This window comes from Oscillospiraceae bacterium (genome assembly GCA_025758045.1).
In the GTDB taxonomy this organism is placed as follows: domain Bacteria; phylum Bacillota; class Clostridia; order Oscillospirales; family Ruminococcaceae; genus Gemmiger.
In genome coordinates this window covers 2,581,705-2,604,169 of the sequence record CP107208.1, presented here as the reverse complement: position 1 = coordinate 2,604,169, position 22,465 = coordinate 2,581,705, and the positions used below count along the sequence as shown (strand labels likewise).

The window sequence follows — 22,465 nt, the reverse complement described above, 5'->3', positions numbered from 1 at the left end:
CTTACTGCGTGAGTGTGTAGACAAGACAGGATGCTGCGTACAAAAGGTAGATGTGCGCGGGATAAAACCAGTAAAACAGCAGCTTATGCCCGCTGCCGCGCTGGCCGTTGTACAGCGCCATGGGCACGACGGCAAAGACGGCAAACCACTCATAATAGGTCGTGAGCATCTGCGAGAAAGTAAAATCCGGGAAGCTGCGTGCCTGCAGCCAGACCAGCACAAACTCCGTCAAAAATGTGAACACTGCCCACACCGCCAGCCGCAGACGCTTGTGGTTGTACAGCGCATACAGTACAATACCGCCCAGCAGGTAGGACCAGCCGCCGTCGGTGATGGATGTCCACAAAGGCAGCGGCGCGGTGATGACCCACGCCAACACGGCAGAGCCAATCGGTGCGTCCTGAATTTTGGGAAAAAGCGTCAGTAGCGCTACGATGCAAAACGGCCAGAGGATCGGCGCGGCAGCAGCCAGTACGCCCCGTACAAACCGGCGCTGGCGCAGCCAGTCGATGCCCTGCCAGATGATGCAGAGCAGCATAAACTGCTGAAAAATTGCATTGGCCGGGTAAAAGCCGTCGCCCCGGCGCAGGGCGTGGGCGTAGATCATGAAAAACTCCACCGTGCCCATGGACGTGGCAATGGCCCAGATGCGCAGAAAGTACCGCTTACGGTCATGGGTGTGGGCAAAGCCCTCCACCGTGCAGAACAAAAACAGCGGTGCGGATAGTCGTGCCAACATGCTGAACCATTCCGGTACAAGGCCGGTGAACTCGAAAAAATAATGGATGTGGTCAAGCACCATCAGCACCAGGGCGATGATTTTGAGAGCGGTGCCGGACAGCCCGGCGCGTTTTGCGGTAAGCATACTAAGAAAACCCCTTTCACGTTTTACTGCAAACAGTGTAACAGGGGTTTATGTAGAGATTCTAAGTTTTACATAAAAAATCAGGCAAAAGTGATGCTGGCCTCAAAGGCGGACTTGCCCTCGCGCTCGCCGTTGAAATAATACTGCTTTTCGCCGGTCCGGGCACGGCTTAGGGTAAAGGATTCACCCCGCGGGACCTCGCGGTGATAGAAGAGCAGCAGATCCTGCACGGTGCCCTGCTCCCACACGGACCAGGGCAGCGCGTCGCACAGAATATCGGCATAGCGCGTATTATTGAGATGGCCGTTCATATCGCAGCGAGAATAGCTGGCGACCGGCTCCCCTGCCAGTTCGCAGGCTTCGGGCGCGGCCTTGGTCATCTTCATCGGCAGTGCAAAGGGCACATCCTCGGCCCAATGGTCGGCAAACTGCTCAGGGTGTTTGCGCAGAATGATGCGCTTGTCAATGTCGATGAGCACCCAGCGACTGTCAATAACGGCGACCTCGGCCCCGTCGGCATCGTAAAAATGGGTGATGCGCTTATTGACGGCGCGCTTGCAGCACTCCGGCTGGGTGACAAGGGTCAGTTCTTCGTCCACGCGGGGTGTGCGGTCAATATGCAAAGCCAGTTTGGCCAACACAAAGGCCGTGCGGGTGGCGGTGTAAACTTCATCGGTCAGCCCGGCGGCTTCGGCGTGGGTGGTGGCGATCTGCTGGGCATAGCGCAGCAACGCACCGGGCTTTACATTGCCGAGATGGTCGCCATCGTGGCGGTAGACGGTGAATTTTTGCGTGTAGGTTTTGGGTGCAGCGGACATAGGGTGCTCTCCTTATGGTCAATAGCAAAGTCAACTTATCCAACAGTATAGCACGAAAATGCACAAAAAGCAAAACGCCCTGCCAAAGAGGCAGAGCGCTTTGAGAAATCAGTAGTTATCGCGGGACTTTTTGCGCAGCTTGCGCCAGATGTTGAACGTGGAGATCGCAATGGCAACGACCAGCATGACAACGACCATCCAGCCGTTGCCGCCCTCCTCGTAGCTCTTCATCTCGCTCCATTGGGCGTCCATGGCAGCGTTGATGTCATCCGGCAGGGTGTTGAAAACCTCGGCTTTGTCCAGTACTTCCTGGCTGGGATAGGCAATCTCGCTGTACTTGAGATCATCGTCCAGTTCCTCCCACACGGCGGTCAGCGGGGTGGAATAGCCGATGAAATCGCAGTTGGCCAGGCCGACAGAGGTCTCGCACAGGTAGTTGATGAACATCTCGGCAGCCTCTTTATGCTTGGCGTTGGCCGGGACACACATGCTATCGATGAAGAAGTTGACGCCTTCCTCCGGGTGGACAAAGGCAAGGTCGGGATTCTCGTCGATCATCGTGATGGCATCGCCTGCGTAGTACGGGGCCATGGCGGCTTCGCCGCCCTCCATCTTGTCAAAGACTTCGTCCATGACGTAAGCCTGCACGATGTTCTTCTGCTCTTTCAGCTTTTCGGTGATGGCGGTAATCTCGTCCACAGACTGCGGGTTCATCGACAGGCCGGCTACCTTGGCGGCGATGGCGTAAGCATCGCGGGAATTGTTGAACATCAGCACATTGTTGGTGTACTCCACATCCCACATGTCGGCCCATTTCGTGGGAGGTTCTTCGACCATCGTCGTGTTGTAGATAAGACCCGTGGTGCCCCACATGTAAGGCACGCTGTACTTGTTGCCGGGGTCAAAGCTGCGGTCGAGATAGGTTTCGCCCACGCCGGCAATGTTGGGGATGTTATCCATATCCAACTCGGCCAGCATGCCCTCGTTGATCATCTTACCTACCATGTAGTCCGACGGGAAGATGACATCGTAGGACACGCCGCCGGATTTCAGCTTGGCGTACAGGCTCTCGTTGGAATCGTAGGTGGTGTAGTTGACCTTGATGCCGGTGAGATCCTCAAAAGCAGAAACGACATTCACGCTGTCATCGGAGCCATCGGAGATGTATAGGCCGTTATTGTAGACATTCAGGGTGATGTGGTCGTTGGCAAAACGGGTCCAGTCGTAGTCGCCGGAGACGGAAATGTCATCGTTGACTTCGATCTCGTCAGCAGCCAGCGCAGGTGCGGCGGTAAAAACAGCCAGCATCAAGGCAGTGGAAACTGCTGCAGCAAACTTTTTCAGTTTCATCTTCAGCGCCCCCCTTCGTCCTGCATCGCCTTGCGGATGGCGTTCTGGTTGCGGCGGTATGCGCGGGAATCCATCGCGTTGGAGATGAGGATAATGGCCAGAATGACGCAAAAGATGATTGCAGACAAGGCGTTGATCTCGGGGCTGACCTTTTTGCGGGTCATCGAGTAGATTGCGATGGGCAATGTCTGCATCGTGCCGGAGTTGAAGTAGGAAATCATGAAGTCATCAATGGAGTAGGTCAGGCAAATTAGGAATGCCGACAGGATGGCCGGGGACAGCTGCGGCATGATGACCTTGAAGAAGGCCTGTCGCGGCGTGCAGCCCAAATCCATCGCCGCGTTGTACAGGCTGGGGTCCAGCTGGCGTAGCTTGGGGCCTACGTTGAAGATGACATACGGAATATTAAAGGTAATATGGGCAATCAACAGCGTGAACCAGCCGAAGATGCCGCTCTCGCCGCCGATGCCGAAATTCTGCGCCATGACGAAGAGCAGCATCAGCGAAACGCCGGTGATGATCTCGGGGTTGACGACAGGCACATAGCTGATATTGTTGATGATGAGCTGGCTTTTGCGGGACATCGAGTTGATGCCGATGGTAGCCAGTGTACCCAGTACGGTAGCTACCACGCTGGATACCAGCGCCAGCACCAGGCTGAGGCCCAGCGCCGAGAGGATCATTTCGTTGTGGAACAGGCTCTTGTACCAGTCCAGGGTAAAGCCGGTGAAGTTGGAACGGGACTTGCTCTCGTTAAAGCTAAAGGCAATCATGACCGCGATGGGCAGGTACATGAAGCAGAACACCAGGATGATATAGGTGCGCTGCAAGAGAACAGATTGCTTTTTGTTCATCTTACATCACCCCTTCCATCTCGGACTCATCAAAGCTGGAGGTGAAGCTCATGCACAGCAGGACGATGACCATCAGCACCAGGCTCATGGCAGAGCCAAGGTTCAGGTTGTAGGAATTGCCCAGGAACTGCAGCTCAATCAAATCGCCGATCAGCAGGTTGGAGCCGCCGCCCAGCATACGGCTGATGATAAAGGTAGAGACCGCAGGCACGAACACCTGGGTGATGCCGGTGGCAATGCCGGGGCCGGTCAAAGGAACCAGCACGCGGAACAAGATCTGCCAGACGTTGCAGCCCAGGTCCTGTGCAGCCTCGATGACCGAGTTGTCGATCTTCGTCATGGCCGTGTAAATGGGCAGGATCATAAACGGCAGGTAGTTGTACACCATGCCCAGCACCACTGCGCCGGAGGTGTTGATCATGTTAAAGGGTCCGAGGCCGAACAGGCCAAAAAACTTGTTGATGAGGCCGTTCTTCTCCAGCAAGGTCATCCACGCATAGGTGCGCAGCAGAAAGTTCATCCACATGGGCAGCATGACCAGCATGAGCATGATATGCTGCTTGTTGGCACGCAGGCGGGAGAGAAAATAGCCAACGGGAAAGGCCATGACCAGGCAGATGGCCGTGGACACGGCAGCCAGAATCAAACTGCGCATGAAAACGCTGGAGTAGCGGCCAATCTGGGTCAGGTTATCCAGCGTGAACCGGCCATCTGCGTTGGTCAGTGCATACCAGATGACGATGAACAGCGGAACGATGATGAAAGCGGCCATCCAGAGCAGATACGGCCCGGCCAGCCAGCGGGAGGTCTTGGATTTAAGCATCGCTTACACCTCCGAACGCTTCATGATATGAATTTCGTCGGGGCCGATGTTCATGCCGATCAGTTCGCCGGGCTGGCTTGCCTGGGTGGAATGGATCAGCCACTCATAGCCTTCCACATCCACGTGCATTTCAAAATGTACGCCCTTGAAAATGACCTCGCGCACCAGGCCGGTCAGCATGCCGACAGACGGCGGCACGATCTGCACGTCCTCGGGACGGATGACGACCTGCACCGGCTCGTTGGGCTTGAAGCCGCGGTCCACACAGGTAAAGTCATGACCGCCGAAGTTGACGAAAAAGTCACGCAGCATCACACCGTCCACGATGTTGGAATCACCGATAAAGCGGGCGACAAAGGCGTTCTTGGGCTCGTTGTAAATATCCTGCGGCGAACCGATCTGCTGGATCTTGCCGCCGGACATGACCACGACTGTGTCCGACATGGTCAGGGCTTCTTCCTGGTCGTGGGTGACATAAACGAAGGTGATATTCATCTCGCGCTGCAGGCGCTTAAGCTCCAGCTGCATCTCTTTGCGCAGCTTCAGGTCCAGAGCACCCAGGGGCTCGTCGAGCAGCAGCACGCGAGGCTGGTTGACCAGGCTGCGGGCGATGGCCACACGCTGCTGCTGGCCGCCAGACAACTGATGGATGCTGCGCCGCTCAAAGCCTTTTAGACCGACGGTCTCCAGCATTTCCAGAACTTTCGGGCGGATCTCTTCCTCCGGTAACTTTTTCAGGCGCAGGCCGAACGCCACATTTTCAAAGACGTTCAGATGCGGGAAAAGCGCATACTTCTGGAACACCGTGTTGACCTGGCGCTTATAGGGTGGCAGGTCGGCGATGTCTTTGCCATCAAAAAAGACATTGCCGGATTTTGGGGTAATAAACCCGGCAATCACACGCAGAGTGGTCGTTTTGCCGCAGCCGGAAGGGCCAAGGAAAGTAACGAACTCTTTGTCGTGAATGTCGAGGGAAAGCCCGTCCAGGACCTTCTGCCCGTCAAAATCAACAACAATGTCTTTCAGCGATACGATGAGATTCTCATTCATTATTATTGCATCCCCCTTTGCGGAATTTCCCGTTACAGCACTTGCTTTTCGCACCGTTTCTTCCTTAGGCCGGCACAAAGCGCTTAACGAGTCAGCGCCAATTATGCCGCCCCGCAAAGGTTTGTTACACGGTCCCGGTGGACAGGTCCGCTACAAGCAGCACATACAACGCCAATGTGTCAGGGCATAAAAGATTTACCCTATAGATGCACACACAAGATACATTATACGGCATGGAGAGTGTTTGTCAACTAAAACTTATAATAAATCTGTAAAGAAATGTTCATGAATCATTAAAAAATGCGTAAATGGGGAGGATTACGGCAAAAGTGCGGTGTGGCACGGCGCTTGAGATGGAAAGGCAGATATGCTATAATGGCAAAAACTGCGAAAAGAGGCGCTCTGCCATGAAAATTTTAATTACCGGCTTCGATCCCTTCGGCGGCGAGACCGTCAACCCGGCTTATGAGGCAGTCAAACTGCTGCCTGACACCATTGCCGGGGCCGAGATCATCAAGCTGGAAGTCCCAACCCGGTTCCACCGCGCCGGTGCGGTTCTGGAGGACGCTATGCAGCGGCATAAACCCGATGCGGTCATCTGCGTGGGACAGGCGGGCGGCCGCGCGGCTATCACTCCGGAGAAAGTGGCCATCAACCTTATGGATGGCCGCATCCCGGACAATGCCGGGTATCAGCCTGTGGATGTGCCCATCCGGGAGGACGGTGAGACCGCTTACTTCACCTCCCTGCCCGTAAAAGCCATGGTGCAGCGGATGCGGGATGCCGGGATACCGGCCGCGGTCTCCTACACGGCGGGCACCTATGTGTGCAACTATTTGCTGTATACCCTGCTGTATCTCATCGATAAAAAGTACCCCAATGTGCGCGGTGGGTTCATCCATGTGCCCTATGCAATGGAGCAGGTCATCAATAAGCCGCTGGGCACCCCCAGCATGGACCTGCGCCAAATTGCCCGCGGACTGGAAACGGCGGTGGAAGCTGTGGCGGCGTGCGGTTAAAATAGCTATGCCCTAAAAGGACAAAATTTCGGGCATCTGCGCCAGATTGTATGATACTTTGCGCGTGTGACAGGTGTATAATTTGTTGCATGAGAGGTGGAAGCAACAAATGGCAAAAATTGGCGTGATCGACGTAGGCGGCGGCCTGCGCGGCATTTATGCGGCGGGCGTGTTTGACTGGTGTATGGAAAACGATGTACAGTTTGATTATGGCATCGGCATTTCGGCTGGCAGTGCAAACCTCGCATCCTATATAAGCGGCCAGCACGGGCGAAACTACCTGTTTTACGAGGAATACTCGATGCGCAAGCAGTACATGGGCGCGGGCAACATGCTGCACGGCGGCTCATTTTTGAACCTGCAATATATCTATGGGACGCTCAGCAATGCGGGCGGCGAAAACCCACTGAACTTTGCAAAAATGAACACAAACCCGGCGGAATGGTACATGATTGCCACCAATGCAACCACTGGCAAGCCGAAATACTTTACACGCAGTGATCTGCACCAGGACGACTACCGCGTGCTGATGGCCTCCTGCTGTATCCCGGTGGCCTGCAAGCCCATTGTGATTGATGGTGTCCCCTACTATGACGGCGCTTTGGGCGATACCATCCCCCTGGACAAGGCCTTTGCCGATGGCTGCGATAAGGTGGTGTTGATTTTGACAAAGCCCGCCGGGATCATCCGCGCCGACGGCACCGACCGCAAGCTGGCACGCGTCATCCGCCGACGCTACCCGAAAGCTGCCGAACAGCTGGCCCTGCGCGCCCAACATTATAATGAAGGCATCCAGAAAGCACAGCAGTTGGCTGCCGAGGGCAAAGTGCTCATCATTGCACCTGACGACACCTGCGGTGTCAAAACGCTGACCCGCGACCAGGGGGCCTTGAAAAAGCTGTACACCAAAGGCCTGCACGATGCCGAAGCAATACGGGATTTTGTTGTATAATTAAGTAATTAAGTAATTAATAAGGGAAGAAACCCCAGGCAGGAGCCTGCACCCCCTTTTATGGGGGGCCGGTTCCTGCCTGGGGTTTCTTATTATGTTTAGGGGGCTTTGGAATGTTTGTAAATAAGGAACGCAATAACAGCATAGCCGATAGCCGACCCCGGTAACCACATGAGCGCCAGCGCCAGCACCGAGCCGCCGTGTACCCCTGATCCACTGCTGATAATGCAGCTGTACAAAAACAGACAGGGCATCACGGTACAGATGACAAAAAGTGAAAGCCTCGTTTTAGAAGATGCAGTAAACAACATACGAGATTGCATGAAAAAACAGGCTCTTTTCTTTATTAATCGGAACAGAGAACGGAAAAATCAAGCCAGATTGAGGCGGCTGCTCATGAGCCACTGAGTCAGCGCCCAAAGCAGGGCGTCCACCAACAGGGTGAGCAGGAAGATGACGCAGACGGAAAGGAGTATGCCGTTTTGCAGTTCGACCATGCTGCCGATGTTATCGAGGGACGGATATACTTTAATGGCAAAAACAATGGTGCCGACAAGGCTCAGCATTTGTCCGATAAAGCCAATTACAAAGTAGCTGATGATGCTGATGGTCAGCCGATGCTGGGTAAACATCCCCGCATAGGCGCAGGCCAGGTAAGCGTGCAGCTGGGCACCGGCAATCAGTGCAAGAATCAGGAGGAAGAATAACAGCAGGAGCGGAACATCTTGGATGTTTACGCCGGTAAGGGAAAAGCTGTCGCCGTCCAGTGCCGAGAGGGTGAGCGTACCGCAGATTCCAAAGTAGAAAAAGCCGAACAGCGTCCACACGACGCCGCAGATGAGCTTGGCGGCAATGTGCTGCCAGGCGTGTACCGGCAGGGCCAGCATCAGGTAGCCCTGTTCCCCCAACAGTTTGTAGTAGCGCTGCACGCTGGAAAAAAAGCAGATGGCCAGCACCGCCAGCATGCCCAAAAACGTGGCAAGGGTGAGCAGCCCCATAAAAACGCCGACCCAGGGCATCGTATGGCCGGTGTTGTTGACATAATGCCCCAGCAGGTCCGAGACGAAGTTTAATAACAGCACGCCGCCCGCGATGGGCAGGATGATGCGGCCGGTGGCCTTGAAATCATATTTTAAAAGTTTCGTCAGCATTTGTATGCCTCCCTAAAATAAGTGTCCACGCTGGTGCCGGTCTCCTCACGCAGCTCGTCCACGCCGACCTGGCGCATGACAGAACCGTCTTTGAGGAAGATAACCTCATCCAGCACTTTTTCAATATCGCCGATCAGATGGGTGGAGAGCACGAGCGCGGCGTCCTCGCTGTAGTTATGCAGGATGGTGTTTAAAATGTATTCCCGTGCGGCGGGGTCAACACCGCCCAAAGGTTCGTCCAGCAGGTACAGCTTGGCGGCACGGCTCATCGTTAAGCAAAGCTGCATTTTCTCCTGCGTGCCCTTGCTCATAGCGCCGATGCGATCGTGCTGATTCAGATGCAGGTCGGCCAGCATGGCGTTGGCCTTGGTACGGTCGAAATCGGCAAAGAAATCAGTGTACAGGCTTACGGCGTCAGCGGCGGTGAACTCGGTAGGCAGGGCCATGCGGTCCGGCAGGTAGCTGGTGATGGCCTTGGTGTAGACACCTACCGGTGCTTTATCAATACGGACGGTGCCGCTGTCGGCCGTGAGCAGCCCGGCGGAAATTTTAATAAGGGTCGTTTTGCCGCTGCCATTGGGGCCCAGCAGACCCACCAATTTACCCGGCACTACGGTAAAATCCACGCCATCCAGCGCGGCCTTTTTGCCATAGTATTTGCACAGGCCGTGGACTTCATATACAGGTTCCATTGTGTTACTCCTTTTCTGATGTTTCGGTTTCCCGCAGCAGGGTCTCGACCTCTGCTGCGGTCATGCCCAGGGCGTGCATTTGCTGCAGAAAATCCCGGGCTAGGGTGACAGCGCGTTTGCGGCGCAGAGCTTGCAATACGGTATCGTTGGCTGTGACGGTACGCCCGGCGGTGCGCTGCGCCTGCAGCAGGCCTCGACTTTCCAAATCTTGCAAGGCACGCTGCATCGTGTTGGGGTTTACGCCTGCATCGGCGGCCAGTTCCCGCACAGGCGGGATGCGGCTGCCTGGCGGGAATTCCCCCGCTACCAGCGCCAGCTCCAGCTGTTCGATCAGCTGGACATACACTGGCCGCCCGGCGGTTATGTTCCAATTCATGTTGGTTGCCTCCTGTATGTTTGTGCTAAGCATCTAATACAATAATACACGCGAGGTATAGCATTGTCAATAGGTAAAATAAAAAATCCCCGGTATAAGCCGAGGATTCTCGATAATGCGATATAAAATGAATTTAAATATGGCATTCGATCCAGGTCAGGACGTAATCGAATACCTCCTGACGGTTGGTTTCGTTGTGTAGTTCGTGGCGGGCACCCTCGTAAATCTGGCAGGTCAGATCCTGTACACCGGCGTCACCCAGCATGGCCCAGACGGTGCGTACACCGGCGCCATAGTTGCCTACGGGGTCAGCGTCACCGGCTATGAGCAGGATGGGCAGGTCCTTGGCGATTCCCTCAGCCCAGCTTTTGCGGCTGACGTGGTTGAGGGTGGCCAGCATCTCCCGGTAGGTGCCCGCGGTGAACGAGAAGGTGCAGAGCTTGTCGGCGTCATAATCCCGTACGACCTGGGTGTCGCGGCTGAGCCAGGCGTTAGGCGAGGCGGCATCCGGGATGCGCTTGCAATAGCTGCCGAAATTCAGATTGACCATCAAGGGCGAGACGGCGTCATTGCCCTTGACGGCAGCAATCAGAGCAGCCAGACGCTGGCCGATGGCGTTCATCACGCTGGGACCAGCTGTGCCGGAAATGATAAGTGCCGTGATACTCTCCGACCACTTTTCAGCGTACCATCGTGCATAAAAGCTGCCCATGCTGTGGCCGTACAGGATGATGGGCAGGCCGGGAAAACGCTCGTGCAGCAGGCTGTTCATTGTATGCAGGTCGTCCAGCAGATGAAAGCGGCCGTCCTTTTCGCCGTAGTGGCCGTGCTCCCCTGCCTGGGCGGTGTCGCCGTGGCCCAGGTGGTCGTTGCCTGCCAGGGCAATGCCATGGGCGGCGTAGAAATCCGCCATCGGTGCATAGCGGCGGACGTACTCGCACATGCCGTGGCTGAGCTGGATGACTGCCCGCACGGGCACGTCCGGGCAGGTATAAATGACGGCCGAGGAGGTATGTTTCCTGTCAGAGGAAGGAAACGTAACGTTTTCGCAGTGGAGGGTGGACATGGTTATTCTCCTTTGATCATCTTCCAGTATTGGGCAAAAGCCTGCTCGTTTTTGTTGTCGCCGGGTTCGTAGTAGCGGCGGTCCTTGATGGCATCGGGCAGGTATTGCTGGGCGGTCCAGTGGTTGGGAAAATCGTGAGGGTAGAGGTAATGCTGGCCCTTGACCTTGGCGTCGGCGCCGTCATAGTGTTTGTTTTGCAGCTGACGCGGGATGGGGCCGGTGCGGCCTGCCTGGACATCCGCGACGGCGGCGTTGATGGCATTGTGGGCAGAGTTGGATTTGGGTGCCGTGGCGACCAATACCACAGCATCGGCCAGCGGAAGCCGAGCTTCCGGTAGGCCGACAGCGTTGGCAATGTCCACGGCAGCCTTTACAATGGGGATGATCTGCGGCCAGGCCAGGCCAACATCCTCACAGGCGCAGACCATCAGGCGGCGGCAGGCGCTGGGCAGGTCACCGGCTTCCAGAAGGCGGGCCAGATAATGCAGGGCGGCGTCCGGATCGGAGCCGCGCATCGACTTTTGGTAAGCCGAGACAATATCATAATGGTCGTCGCCCAGCTTATCGTACCGCATGGCAGTGCGCACGGCTACCTGCTGCACCATGGAAAGGTCGATGGTGCGGGTGCCGTTCTCGATCGGCGCAGCGGTGACGGCAAACTCCAGGTTGCCCAGGGCTTTGCGCATATCGCCGCCCGCACTTTGGGCCAGGTAGTCCAGCGCGTCGTCCGGGATCAAAATCGGCGTCTGGTCGTCGGCCCCCAGGCGGGCTACGGCGTTTTGCAAGCCCTGGCGGATGTCGGCGGCGGTCAGTGCCTTGAACTCAAACACCGTGCAGCGGGAAAGCAGCGCGTTGTATACATAAAAGTATGGGTTCTCGGTGGTGGAGGCAATCAGGGTGACGGTGCCCTGCTCTACACATTCCAGCAGGCTTTGCTGCTGGCGCTTGTTGAAGTACTGGATCTCGTCCAGATACAGCAGGATGCCGCCGTCGGTACCCAAGGTGCCGATGTCGTTCAGCACCGACTTGATGTCGCTGGTGGAGGCGGTGGTGCCGTTAAGTTTGTGCAGTTTCATGCCGCTGCCTGCAGCGATGATGCTGGCCACAGTGGTTTTGCCTACGCCGGAGGGACCGTAGAAGATCATGTTGGGGATATGGCCGCTTTCGACCGTGCGGCGGAAAACCTGATTCTTGCCTAAAAGATGCTGCTGTCCGCAGACTTCATCCAAAGTGCGGGGGCGCAGACGCTGTGCCAATGGCTCCATGGTGGATTTCCTTTACTTACTATAAATTTAGCTAAAAATGCTGCGGCGTGTATGCCGCATAAAATAGAAATTCTTATCATTAAATTATAGGTGATTTTGGCGGTGAAATCAAGGCAGCACCGATAAAAGGCCGATGTAAACTGTGTTTTACGGGAAAATTTTGCCGTATCGGCGATTCAGGAAAACACATGGGGGGATATGTACCAAAACATCATACTTCTGCGCTTGATTAAAAGGGCGCATCGTGGTAAAATCAAGAGAAGAAAACGAAACGGAGCGAATCCTGTGACTAAAAAAGAACTCGCACGGATCTGTATTGATAGGCTGAAAAAAGAATACCCCCGCTCAGAATGTACGCTGGATTATGACCACGCCTGGCAGCTGTTGGTGTCGGTACGGCTGGCGGCACAGTGCACCGACGCCCGTGTAAACGTGGTGGTGCAGGACCTGTTTGCCAGATATCCCAGTGTGGAAGCGTTGGCAGCGGCCGAACCGGAAGAAATCGAAGCCATTGTAAAACCCTGCGGCCTGGGGCGCAGCAAGGCACGGGATATTTCTGCCTGTATGCGCAAGCTGCGGGATGAATACGGCGGCAAAGTGCCCAGCGACTTTGACGCGCTGCTGAGCCTGCCCGGTGTGGGCCGCAAAAGCGCCAACCTGATTATGGGGGATGTGTTCGGCAAGCCGGCCATCGTGACTGACACCCACTGCATCCGGCTGTGCAACCGCATCGGCCTGGTGGACGGCATTAAGGAACCGGCAAAAGTCGAAAAGGAACTGTGGAAGATCATTCCGCCGGAAGAAGGCAGTGATTTCTGCCACCGGCTGGTAGACCATGGCCGCGCGGTGTGCACGGCGCGCACCACCCCCTACTGCGATAAATGCTGCCTGGCAGACGTATGTCGGGCCCGAAAGGAATTTGATCGATGAATAAACAGACCGAAAACCGGCTGGGCGGTGAGCTGCGCAGCCAGCATACGGCTGCCCGCCTGCTGGAGGAACTGGAAAATGGCCGCTATAGCGGTGCTGCCCAGCTGCCCAGTGAATTGGAGCTGGCTTCCGATCTGGGGGTTAGCCGCACGGTAGTGCGCGACGCCCTGAGCGAGCTGGAGCGCGACGGCTACCTGGAACGTGTGCGCGGCATTGGCACCTTGGTAAACCGGGATGTGGTGCAGCTGAAAAACCGCATGGATCAGAAGTTGGAATTCTATAAAATGATCCGCACTATTGGCAAGGAACCCCGCAGCGATAACTTGAGCGTAACGCGGGAAATCGCCTCCCCCGCTTTGGCCGAAAAGCTGCAGCTGCCCACCGACGCCCCGCAGACGTTGGTGTTTGTGCGCCGCCGCGTGATGGCGGATGATACGCCGGTGCTGTTTTCCACCGATATTCTGCCGCTTTCTTTATTTGACAATAAGCGGCTGGAAGGCATTGATTTCAGCCAGCCCATTTTTGATATTGCCGCCCGCCACTGCCATACTGAAGTGACGGAGACTGTGGCCCACCTGCATGCAGTGTCCGGCCCGGCAGGCATCCGCCGCCAGCTGGCCCTGCGCCCCGAACAGGCGCTTTTGCAGCTGGAGGAGATCTGCTACTCCCGCCTGTGCAAACCGGTGCTGTGCTGCCAAACTTATTATACTGATTTCTTTGATTTTGCGATGGTGCGCAAGCTTTTGTAATGGTGTTCAGGCGGGCGACCGCTTTGACATACAGCAGTGCTGCACAATGCAAGGTGCGGTGCTGCCGAGAAGATCATAGACCGTTGAATAAAGGGGAATGTGTATGAGACATTTGATCGACCCGGCGGACTTTACGCTGGAAGAAACGCTCAGTCTGATGGACCTTGCCGACCGTATCCATGAGGACCCGGCCGCTTACCGCGACGTAGCGGCCCGCAAACGCCTGGCCACTTTGTTCTATGAACCCAGCACCCGTACCCGCCTTTCCTTTGAGGCTGCTATGCTGAACCTGGGCGGCCAGGTGCTTGGCTTCCCCGATGCCGGTGTTTCCAGCGCCAGCAAGGGAGAGACCGTGGCTGATACCATCCGCGTGGTCAGCTGCGTGGCTGACATTGCCGCCATGCGCCACCCCAAAGAGGGCGCCCCGCTGCGTGCCTCCCGCTACAGCCGCATCCCGGTCATCAATGCCGGTGATGGCGGCCACAGCCACCCCACCCAGACGCTGCTGGACATGATGACCATCCGCCAGCGCAAGGGCCGCCTGGACCACCTGACCATCGGTTTCTGCGGCGATTTGAAGTTTGGCCGCACCGTGCACAGCCTGATCAAGAGCCTGTCCCGCCTGCCGGGCATGAGGTTTGTGCTGGTCTCGCCCGAAGAACTGCGTGTGCCGGACTACATCATCAGCGAAATTCTGGAGCCCAACGGCATTGAGTATGTCGAGACCCGCAGCCTGGAAGAAGCCCTGCCCCAGCTTGACATCCTGTACATGACCCGCGTGCAGCGCGAACGTTTCTTCAACGAGGAAGATTACATCCGCCTGAAGAACAGCTACGTGCTGACCAAGGCAAAGCTGGATCTGGCCCCGGCCGACATGGCGGTGCTGCATCCCCTGCCCCGTGTGAATGAGATCACGCTGGATGTGGATGATGACCCGCGTGCCGCTTACTTTGACCAGGTGCAGAACGGCGTGCATATGCGCATGGCCCTGATCATGACGCTGCTTGGCTTGAAAGATCCTAAAACTGGGGAGGTAGCTTTCGATGTTGAAGGTTGATGAAATTCAGAACGGCGTGGTCATTGACCATATCACCGCAGGCACCGGCCTGGCCCTGTACCACCTGATGGAGCTGGAAAAGCTGAGCGACGCCACCGTGGCCTTGCTGCAGAATGTCCGCAGCCAGAAAAGTGGCAAGAAGGACATCATCAAAATCGAGGGTGACGTGAGCGGCCTGAGCTTTGATATTTTGGGCTATGTAGACCCGAAGATCAGTATTACGTTCATCGAGAATGGCCACGTGGCGAAAAAGAGCCGCCCCGAGCAGCCCAAGCGATTGGTCAATGTCATCAAGTGCAAGAACCCGCGGTGCATTACCTCGATTGAGGAAGGCTGTGACCATATTTTTGCGCTGACCCCCAGCGGAAAGTACCGCTGCGTGTACTGCGAGCAGGAATTTAGCGTGAAGCCGTAAGATTAAAAGGGTATTAAAAATAAAGGCTCCCCTTGAGGGGAGCCTTTATTTTTATATTTATACGCACAAAGCCGAATCGCTTTCGGTCAGGATGATATGACCGTCGGCGTCGGCATCGGCGGTGTACAATGTGCCGGGGTGGGCGGTGCCGGCGGCGATACGGTCGGCGAGGGCCTGCTCGACGGCGCGGCTGACCTTGCGGCGCAGTTCGCGGGCACCGTAGGGCGGCACAGTGTCCCCTGCCAGCACTTTGGCGGCGGACGCAGTATGGGTAAGCAGATACCCTTGCCCGGCAGCGCGGACTTCCAGTTCACGCAACAGGCGGTCGGCAATACCAGCCAGTTGTTCGGGACCGAGTGGATCAAAGACGACGACTTCATCCAGGCGGCCCATCAGTTCGGGCCGGAAATAATCCTTGGCTTCCTGTATCGCCTGTTTGCTGCGGCGGGAGCGCTCGGTCTGCGCAGTACCAAAACCCAGCGGGGCTGTCTGCCCGGACAGGCAGCGGGCACCCAGATTGGAAGTAAGCAGGATAATAGTGTTGGAAAAATCCGCCCGCCGCCCCTGGGCATCTGTCAAAGAGCCACCCTCCAAGATTTGCAGCAACAGATTTTGAATGTCGCTGTGCGCTTTTTCAATCTCGTCAAACAGCACCACGCTGTAGGGGCGGCGGCGCACGGCCTCGGTCAATTGGCCGCCTTCCTCGTGGCCGACATAGCCGGGCGGCGCGCCCAGCAGGCGGGCGACAGTGTGCTTCTCCATATATTCGGACATGTCAAAGCGCAGCAGGGATTTCTCACTGCCGAACCAGCATTTGGCCAGTGTGCGGGCCAGCTGCGTTTTGCCCACGCCGGTGGGACCTAAAAACAGCATGGCACCGATGGGACGTCCGTTCTCCCGCAGGCCGGTGCGGCTGCGGCGGATGGCAGCGGCCACAGCAGAAACAGCAGCGGGCTGGCCGATGACCTCGGCACTGAGGCGGGCTTCCAGCTGGTTCAGCCGCTCCCGCTCGGCTTCCCCTACCCGCTCGGCCGGGACGCCGCTGGCCTTGCTGACGACCCGGGCAATATGACGCGGCGTCAGCACCCTGCGGCCGGAGGATTCCTTGTCGGTTATGCGAAGTGCGGCGGCTGCTTCGTCCAGCAGGTCGATGGCCTTATCCGGCAAAAAACGCCCCGGCAGGTAGCGCACGCTTAACTCCACGGCGGCGTGAATCGTCTCGGGTGGGATGGCGACACAGTGGTAACGCTCGTAACGGGGCATCAGGCCCAGCAAAATCTTTTCAGCGTTTTCGGGGGTGGGCTCTTCTACCATTACTTTCCCAAAGCGGCGCTCCAGCGCGGAATCTTTCTGGATGGTCTTGCGGTATTCCTCCGGCGTGGTGGCACCGATGAGCTGGATCTCGCCCCGGGCCAGCATCGGCTTCAGGATGCTGGCGGCATCGATGGCCCCCTCGGCCGCACCGGCCCCGGCGATAAGATGGATCTCATCAATAAAAAGGATGGTGCTGCGGTCACGGTAGAGTTCTTCCAGCAGGTTCTTGAACCGCTCCTCAAAATCGCCGCGGTACTTGGTGCCCGCTACCATCGAGGCCATGTCCAGTGCCAGCACCCGCTTGCCGCGCAGTGCCGGGGTGATTTGGCCGGATGCAATCGCCTGGGCCAGCGCTTCAGCCAGGGCACTTTTGCCAACGCCCGGCTCGCCCAGCAGGCAGGGATTGTTCTTCTGGCGTCGGCACAGAATTTCTACCATGCGTTCCAGCTCTTCCTCCCGGCACAGCACCGGGTCCAGGCGGCCCTCCTGCGCCAGGCGGGTCAGATCGCGGCCGTACTTTTCACTGGGGCGGCCGCTGCGGGCGGTGCTCATCCGGGGCTGTACGGGCAGTGTCATCTGGCCGGAAAGCTGGCGGCACTCCCGCGCGGCCTGGGGCACCTCGATGCCTGCGGCCGCCAGCCAGATACTGGCCGTGCAGGCAGTGTCCTCCAGCATGGCGCAGAGCAGGTGCTCGTTTTCGGCTTTGGCGGCGCTGGATGCATGGGCACCCAAAATGGCAAACTCGATGGCCTTGCGGCTGTCCGAGGAAAGGTCGTTTTTGCGCAGGCGGTGGGGCTGGCCGGTGCCGCTGCGTTTGGGGGCGGCCTCTGTCAAGGAGGCAGTGGTAACGCGCTTGCGGCGTAGAAAATCCGCTGCAGGACCCTGGGCTGTCTGCAGCATGGCCAGTAGCAGGTGCCCGGTATCAGCCGTGGCGCAGCCCTGCTGCCCGGCTAGGCGCAGCGCCGTGCGCACCGTGCGCGAGGCCCCGCGGGACAGCCCTTTATAAGAACGAAATAGCATTCTGGCGCCTCCTAAATTTTTCCTATAGTCAGTATAGACGTTCGACGCATAAATAATCCTCGAAACAAGGGAAAACATGGAATGACAAACGCTTCACGATGTGTTATAATAAAAAAGTCTGCAAAATCCGAGTATGAGGTGATACCAACATGCACAAACTGATGCGCTACATCAAGGGCTACGAAAAGCAGGCTGTTCTGGCACCCCTGTTTAAAATGCTGGAAGCAACCTTTGAACTTTTTGTGCCGCTGGTGGTGGCGAGCATTATCGACACCGGTATCAAAAATGGCGATGCCGTGTTCATCTGGCAACGCTGCGGTCTGCTGATTCTGCTGGCAGCTATCGGCCTGACCTGCAGCCTGACGGCCCAGTACTTCTCCGCTAAAGCGGCGCTGGGCTTCAGTACCGCGCTGCGCAGGGACCTGTTCCGCCATATCAACACGCTGAGCTACAGCGAGCTGGACGGCATCGGCACCCCGACATTGGTCACCCGCATGACCAGCGACATCAACCAGGTGCAGAACGGCGTAAACCTGACGCTGCGCCTGCTGCTGCGCAGCCCGTTCATTGTCATTGGCGCGCTGATCATGGCCTACACCATCAGCTCACGGTTAACCCTGCTGTTTATTGCGGCAACGGTCGTTATTTCGCTGATTATTTATCTCATTATGCGCGCCACGGTGCCCATCTATCATGAGGCCCAGAACGGCTTGGACAAGGTCACCCTGCTGACCCGTGAAAACTACGTGGGTGCCCGTGTGGTGCGTGCCTTCTCACGCCAGGCGGACGAATTGGCCGCCTTTGTAGAGACCAACGACCACCTGCGCAGCATCCAGACGATGGCAGGCCGCATCTCGGCCCTGATGAACCCGCTGACCTACCTGGTCATCAACCTGGCCATCATTGCCCTGCTGATGCGCGGCAGCCACGAGGTCAATAATGGCGCACTGACCCAGGGCGAGATCATCGCGCTCATCAATTATATGAACCAAATTCTGGTCAGCCTGCTGCGCCTGGCTGATCTGGTCATCTCGGTGACCCGCGCCCTGGCCAGCGGTATGCGCGTGAACGAGATCTTGAACACGCACACCACGATGCCTGATCCTGCTGCCGCAGAGCTGGATGCAGAACCCGCTGCCCCGGCTGTGGCGTTTGACGACGTGACTTTCGCCTACAACGGCGCCGGTGCGCCCAGCCTGACCAATGTAAGCTTTACGGCTAAGCCTGGCGAGACCATTGGCGTTATCGGCGGTACCGGCAGCGGTAAATCGACCTTGATCGACCTGGTGTGCCGCTTCTATGATGCAACGACCGGCACGGTGTCGCTGTTTGGCCACAATGTAAAAGAGTACGGCTTTACCCAGCTGCGCCGCATGGTGGGCATTGTGCCCCAGCAGGCCGTGCTGTTTACCGGTACCATCCGCGATAACATGCGCTGGGCTGCCCCCGATGCCACCGACGAAGAAATTTGGCAGGCACTGGAAATTGCCCAGGCAGCAGACTTTGTGCGCACCAAGCCCGGTATGCTGGATGCGCCCGTGGAGACTGCAGGCCGCAACTTTTCCGGCGGCCAGCGCCAGCGTTTGACGATTGCCCGCGCGCTGGTGCCGAAGCCGAAGGTTTTGATTCTGGACGACAGTGCCTCGGCACTGGACTTTGCCACCGACGCTGCCCTGCGCAAGGCTATTAAAGAAAAGACCGAAGGAATGACGGTATTCATCGTCTCCCAACGTGCAGCCGGCGTGCAGCACGCCGACCACATCCTGGTGCTGGATGACGGCGTGCTGACCGGCGACGCCACGCACAGCCATTTGCTGAAGACTTGCGAGGTCTACAAAGAAATCTGCCTGAGCCAGCTGAGCAAAGAGGAGGTGGAGAAGACCTTATGAGTAAGCGGAAACAGAAAGTGAATAAGGGCACGCTCCGCCGTGTGCTGGAGCTGATCCGCCCCTATGCCGGGCTGGTGGTGCTGACGCTGGTGCTGGCCGTGGTTACTGTGGTCACTACCCTGCTGGCTCCGGTCATCTCCGGCAAGGCGGTAGACCATATTATCGGCCCCGGCCAGGTAGACTTTGGCGGCGTGGGCAAGCTGGCCATTGCCATGGCGGGCACAGTAGCCTGCACGGCTGTCTCGCAGTGGTTGATGAACGTGGTCAACAACCGTATTACCTTCCACGTCGTGCGCGATATGCGTGTGCGCGCCTTTGAGCAGCTGGAACAGCTGCCCCTGAAATATATGGACGCCCACCGTCCCGGCGATGCCATTAGCCGCATCACCACCGACGTGGAGCAGTTCAGCGACGGCCTGCTGCTGGGCTTCACCCAGCTGTTTACCGGCATCCTGACCATCTGCGGTACGCTGGGCGTGATGCTGTTCATTGAATGGCGCATCGCGCTGGTGGTCGTGGCGCTGACGCCGCTGTCGATTTTTGTGGCGCGCTTTATTGCGACCCACACCTACTCGATGTTTAAGGTGCAAAGCGAGACCCGCGCCGAGCTGACAAGCCTGGTGGATGAGCTGGTCGGCAACGAGCATTTGGTGCGTGCCTTTGGCTACGAGAGCCGCGCCGAAGAACGCTTTGATAAGATCAACCTGGACCTGCAAAGCTGCGGCGTGCGGGCGGTGTTCTTCTCATCAATGACCAACCCCTGCACCCGCTTTGTCAATGCGCTGGTATATGCCGCGGTCGGCGTGCTGGGCGCGTTTGCGGCCATCGCAGGTGGCATCACGGTCGGCGATTTGTCCGTGTTTTTGAACTACGCCAACCAGTACACCAAGCCGTTCAACGATATTTCGGATGTCATGACCGAGTTCCAGAACGCTTTGGCCTGCGCCCAGCGTGTGTTTGACTTTATCGATGAAACGCCCATCCTGCCAGATGCCCCGGATGCGGTGGAACTGCCCCACGGTGCCGGTGCGGTCGAGTTTGAGCATGTGAAGTTCCGCTATGTGCCGGATGTGCCCTTGATCGAGGATATGAACCTGAAAGTGGAGCCCGGCCAGCGTATTGCTCTGGTTGGCCCCACCGGCTGCGGAAAGACCACGTTGGTCAACCTGCTGATGCGGTTCTACGAGATCAACGGCGGTACCCTGCGGTTGGACGGCCATCCCATCGACACCGTGACGCGGGACAGCCTGCGCGGCAACCTAGGCATGGTGCTGCAGGAGACCTGGCTGAAAGCCGGGACCATTGCCGAGAATATCGCCTACGGCAAGCCCGATGCCACGCGGGAAGAAATCATCGCAGCAGCCAAAAAGGCACGTGCCCACAGCTTTATCTGCCGCCTGCCCAACGGCTATGATACCGAGGTGGCCGAGGACGGAGGCAATATCAGCCAGGGCCAGCGCCAGCTGCTTTGTATTGCCCGCGTGATGCTACGCCGCCCGCCGATCCTGATTTTGGACGAAGCAACGTCCAGCATCGATACCCGTACCGAGGTATTGGTACAGGATGCTTTTGAGGAACTAATGAAGGGCCGCACGAGCTTTATCGTGGCCCACCGCCTGTCCACAATTAAAAATGCCGACCAGATTTTGGTGATGAAGGACGGCAATATCATTGAGCGCGGCACCCACGACGAACTGCTGGACCGCGGAGGCTTCTACGCCAAGCTGTACGAAAGCCAGTTTGCCAAGGCTTAAGTTATAGGGAAAGTAAATACGCTAAAGGAGAAATGAACTATGAGCAAGATCACTCTGCCGGAAAACTACCAAAGCCTGTTGGGCCTGTATGACACACAGAAAGCCATCGGCCTGATCAAGACCATCTTTCAGGAAAAGATCTGCATGGCCCTGCACCTGAAGCGCGTGACCGCTCCCCTGTTCGTCATGCAGGGCAGCGGCCTGAACGACGACCTGAACGGTGTGGAGCGCCCAGTCGCCTTTGATGTCCCCTGCCTGAACCAGGAGGCTGAGGTGGTGCACAGCCTGGCTAAATGGAAACGTTACGCCCTGTACAAGTACGGCTTCCGCCCCGGCCAGGGCCTGGTGACTGACATGAACGCCATCCGCCGCGACGAGGAACTGGACAACCTGCACAGCATCTATGTCGACCAGTGGGACTGGGAGAAGGTCATCACCGCCGACCAGCGCACGCTGGACTTTTTGCAGGACACTGTACGGGATATTGTGGATGCTGTCTGCGCGACCTCGGATGAGCTGCGCTGGAAGTTCCCAGAGCTGAAAAATATCCACCTGGACCGCGATGTGACCTTTATCACCACCCAGGAACTGGAGGACATGTATCCGGACTACACCCCCAAACAGCGCGAGAACGCCTTTGCCAAGGAGCATGGCACCATCTGTATCATGAAGATCGGCGGCAAGCTCAAGAGCGGCAAGCCCCACGACGGCCGCGCCCCGGACTACGATGATTGGGCGCTGAACTGCGACATCCTCTTCTGGCATGTGCCCTTGGGCTGTGCGCTGGAGCTTTCCAGCATGGGTATCCGTGTCAATGCGGAATCTCTGCGCCGCCAGTTGGAAGAAGCCGGCTGCCCGCAGCGTGCGGAACTGCCCTTCCACAAGATGCTGCTGGACGGCACCTTGCCCCTGACCATGGGCGGCGGCATCGGCCAGAGCCGCCTGTGCATGCTGCTGTTGGGTAAGGTACACGTAGGCGAGGTGCAGGTCAGCCTGTGGGACGACGACACCGTAGCCGCCTGCGAGAAGGCGGGCATCGCGCTGCTGTAAGTTTAG

Annotated in this window: 21 protein-coding genes; 9 read left to right on the top strand and 12 right to left on the bottom strand. The window is 57.4% G+C overall.

Annotated elements, in window-relative coordinates; genetic code table 11:
* Position 1: 1 nt before the first annotated feature.
* From OGM81_12130 to OGM81_12105, 6 genes are all read right to left on the bottom strand, one after another.
* Entirely contained in the window at positions 2-865 is an 864-nt protein-coding gene (locus tag OGM81_12130; GenBank protein ID UYJ43070.1) for a conjugal transfer protein TraX, read from the bottom strand.
* Positions 866-945: 80 nt separating this feature from the next.
* Positions 946-1,683 carry a thioesterase gene (locus OGM81_12125; GenBank protein UYJ43069.1) on the bottom strand — a complete coding sequence of 246 codons (738 nt, stop codon included), beginning with the start codon at positions 1,681-1,683 and terminating at the stop codon, positions 946-948.
* Between the two features lie 108 nt (positions 1,684-1,791).
* Positions 1,792-3,033: a spermidine/putrescine ABC transporter substrate-binding protein gene (locus OGM81_12120; protein UYJ43068.1), complete on the bottom strand. Its 1,242-nt coding sequence runs from the start codon at positions 3,031-3,033 to the stop codon at positions 1,792-1,794.
* A gap of 2 nt (positions 3,034-3,035) precedes the next feature.
* On the bottom strand, positions 3,036-3,887 hold the full coding sequence (locus OGM81_12115; GenBank protein ID UYJ43067.1) for an ABC transporter permease: 852 nt from the start codon (positions 3,885-3,887) through the stop codon (positions 3,036-3,038).
* Between the two features lies 1 nt (position 3,888).
* Positions 3,889-4,710, bottom strand: coding sequence for an ABC transporter permease (locus tag OGM81_12110; protein UYJ43066.1), 822 nt, complete (start codon positions 4,708-4,710; stop codon positions 3,889-3,891).
* A 3-nt stretch (positions 4,711-4,713) separates the two neighbouring features.
* Entirely contained in the window at positions 4,714-5,760 is a 1,047-nt protein-coding gene (locus OGM81_12105) for an ABC transporter ATP-binding protein (GenBank protein ID UYJ43065.1), read from the bottom strand.
* A 407-nt stretch (positions 5,761-6,167) separates the two neighbouring features.
* Here OGM81_12105 and pcp point away from each other — a divergent pair, with 407 nt between their 5' ends.
* Together pcp and OGM81_12095 are read left to right on the top strand one after the other, a co-directional pair.
* Positions 6,168-6,779, top strand: coding sequence for a pyroglutamyl-peptidase I (gene pcp / locus OGM81_12100; GenBank protein ID UYJ43064.1), 612 nt, complete (start codon positions 6,168-6,170; stop codon positions 6,777-6,779).
* A gap of 109 nt (positions 6,780-6,888) precedes the next feature.
* Entirely contained in the window at positions 6,889-7,731 is an 843-nt protein-coding gene (locus OGM81_12095) for a patatin family protein (protein ID UYJ43063.1), read from the top strand.
* Positions 7,732-8,102: 371 nt separating this feature from the next.
* Here OGM81_12095 and OGM81_12090 read toward each other — a convergent pair whose 3' ends face one another.
* The 5 genes from OGM81_12090 to OGM81_12070 form a co-directional block, all read right to left on the bottom strand.
* Positions 8,103-8,882, bottom strand: coding sequence for a hypothetical protein (locus OGM81_12090; GenBank protein ID UYJ43062.1), 780 nt, complete (start codon positions 8,880-8,882; stop codon positions 8,103-8,105).
* A complete protein-coding gene (locus OGM81_12085; protein ID UYJ43061.1) occupies positions 8,876-9,574 on the bottom strand; it encodes an ABC transporter ATP-binding protein in 699 nt (232 codons plus the stop codon). Before OGM81_12085 ends, OGM81_12090 begins: the two co-directional genes overlap by 7 nt.
* 4 nt (positions 9,575-9,578) lie before the next feature.
* Complete coding sequence (locus OGM81_12080; GenBank protein ID UYJ43060.1) at positions 9,579-9,950, bottom strand: GntR family transcriptional regulator; 372 nt, start codon at positions 9,948-9,950, stop codon at positions 9,579-9,581.
* A 133-nt stretch (positions 9,951-10,083) separates the two neighbouring features.
* Complete coding sequence (locus tag OGM81_12075) at positions 10,084-11,016, bottom strand: lysophospholipase (GenBank protein ID UYJ43059.1); 933 nt, start codon at positions 11,014-11,016, stop codon at positions 10,084-10,086.
* Between the two features lie 2 nt (positions 11,017-11,018).
* Positions 11,019-12,281, bottom strand: a complete 1,263-nt coding sequence (locus tag OGM81_12070; GenBank protein ID UYJ43058.1) for a replication-associated recombination protein A — start codon at positions 12,279-12,281, stop codon at positions 11,019-11,021.
* Between the two features lie 285 nt (positions 12,282-12,566).
* Between OGM81_12070 and OGM81_12065 the strand changes: the two genes are divergently transcribed.
* The 4 genes from OGM81_12065 (at position 12,567) to OGM81_12050 (ending at position 15,432) form a co-directional block, all read left to right on the top strand.
* On the top strand, positions 12,567-13,211 hold the full coding sequence (locus OGM81_12065) for an endonuclease III (protein UYJ43057.1): 645 nt from the start codon (positions 12,567-12,569) through the stop codon (positions 13,209-13,211).
* Positions 13,208-13,960, top strand: a complete 753-nt coding sequence (locus tag OGM81_12060) for a GntR family transcriptional regulator (GenBank protein ID UYJ43056.1) — start codon at positions 13,208-13,210, stop codon at positions 13,958-13,960. The genes OGM81_12065 and OGM81_12060 overlap by 4 nt, the downstream gene beginning before the upstream one ends.
* A gap of 103 nt (positions 13,961-14,063) precedes the next feature.
* The gene (gene pyrB / locus OGM81_12055; protein ID UYJ43055.1) at positions 14,064-15,017 is read left to right on the top strand and encodes an aspartate carbamoyltransferase; all 954 of its coding nucleotides are present in this window, start codon (positions 14,064-14,066) and stop codon (positions 15,015-15,017) included.
* Entirely contained in the window at positions 15,004-15,432 is a 429-nt protein-coding gene (locus OGM81_12050) for an aspartate carbamoyltransferase regulatory subunit (protein ID UYJ43054.1), read from the top strand. Before pyrB ends, OGM81_12050 begins: the two co-directional genes overlap by 14 nt.
* A gap of 57 nt (positions 15,433-15,489) precedes the next feature.
* On the opposite strand, the gene OGM81_12045 is transcribed toward OGM81_12050, so the two are convergent.
* The gene (locus tag OGM81_12045; protein ID UYJ43053.1) at positions 15,490-17,766 is read right to left on the bottom strand and encodes an ATP-dependent Clp protease ATP-binding subunit; all 2,277 of its coding nucleotides are present in this window, start codon (positions 17,764-17,766) and stop codon (positions 15,490-15,492) included.
* Between the two features lie 149 nt (positions 17,767-17,915).
* Between OGM81_12045 and OGM81_12040 the strand changes: the two genes are divergently transcribed.
* Genes OGM81_12040 through asnA form a run of 3 tightly spaced genes read left to right on the top strand, consistent with a single transcriptional unit; the run spans position 17,916 to position 22,459 of the window.
* Complete coding sequence (locus OGM81_12040) at positions 17,916-19,655, top strand: ABC transporter ATP-binding protein/permease (protein UYJ43052.1); 1,740 nt, start codon at positions 17,916-17,918, stop codon at positions 19,653-19,655.
* Positions 19,652-21,409, top strand: coding sequence for an ABC transporter ATP-binding protein/permease (locus OGM81_12035; GenBank protein UYJ43051.1), 1,758 nt, complete (start codon positions 19,652-19,654; stop codon positions 21,407-21,409). The genes OGM81_12040 and OGM81_12035 overlap by 4 nt, the downstream gene beginning before the upstream one ends.
* Before the next feature lie 39 nt (positions 21,410-21,448).
* Entirely contained in the window at positions 21,449-22,459 is a 1,011-nt protein-coding gene (gene asnA, locus OGM81_12030) for an aspartate--ammonia ligase (protein UYJ43050.1), read from the top strand.
* Positions 22,460-22,465: the final 6 nt, after the last annotated feature.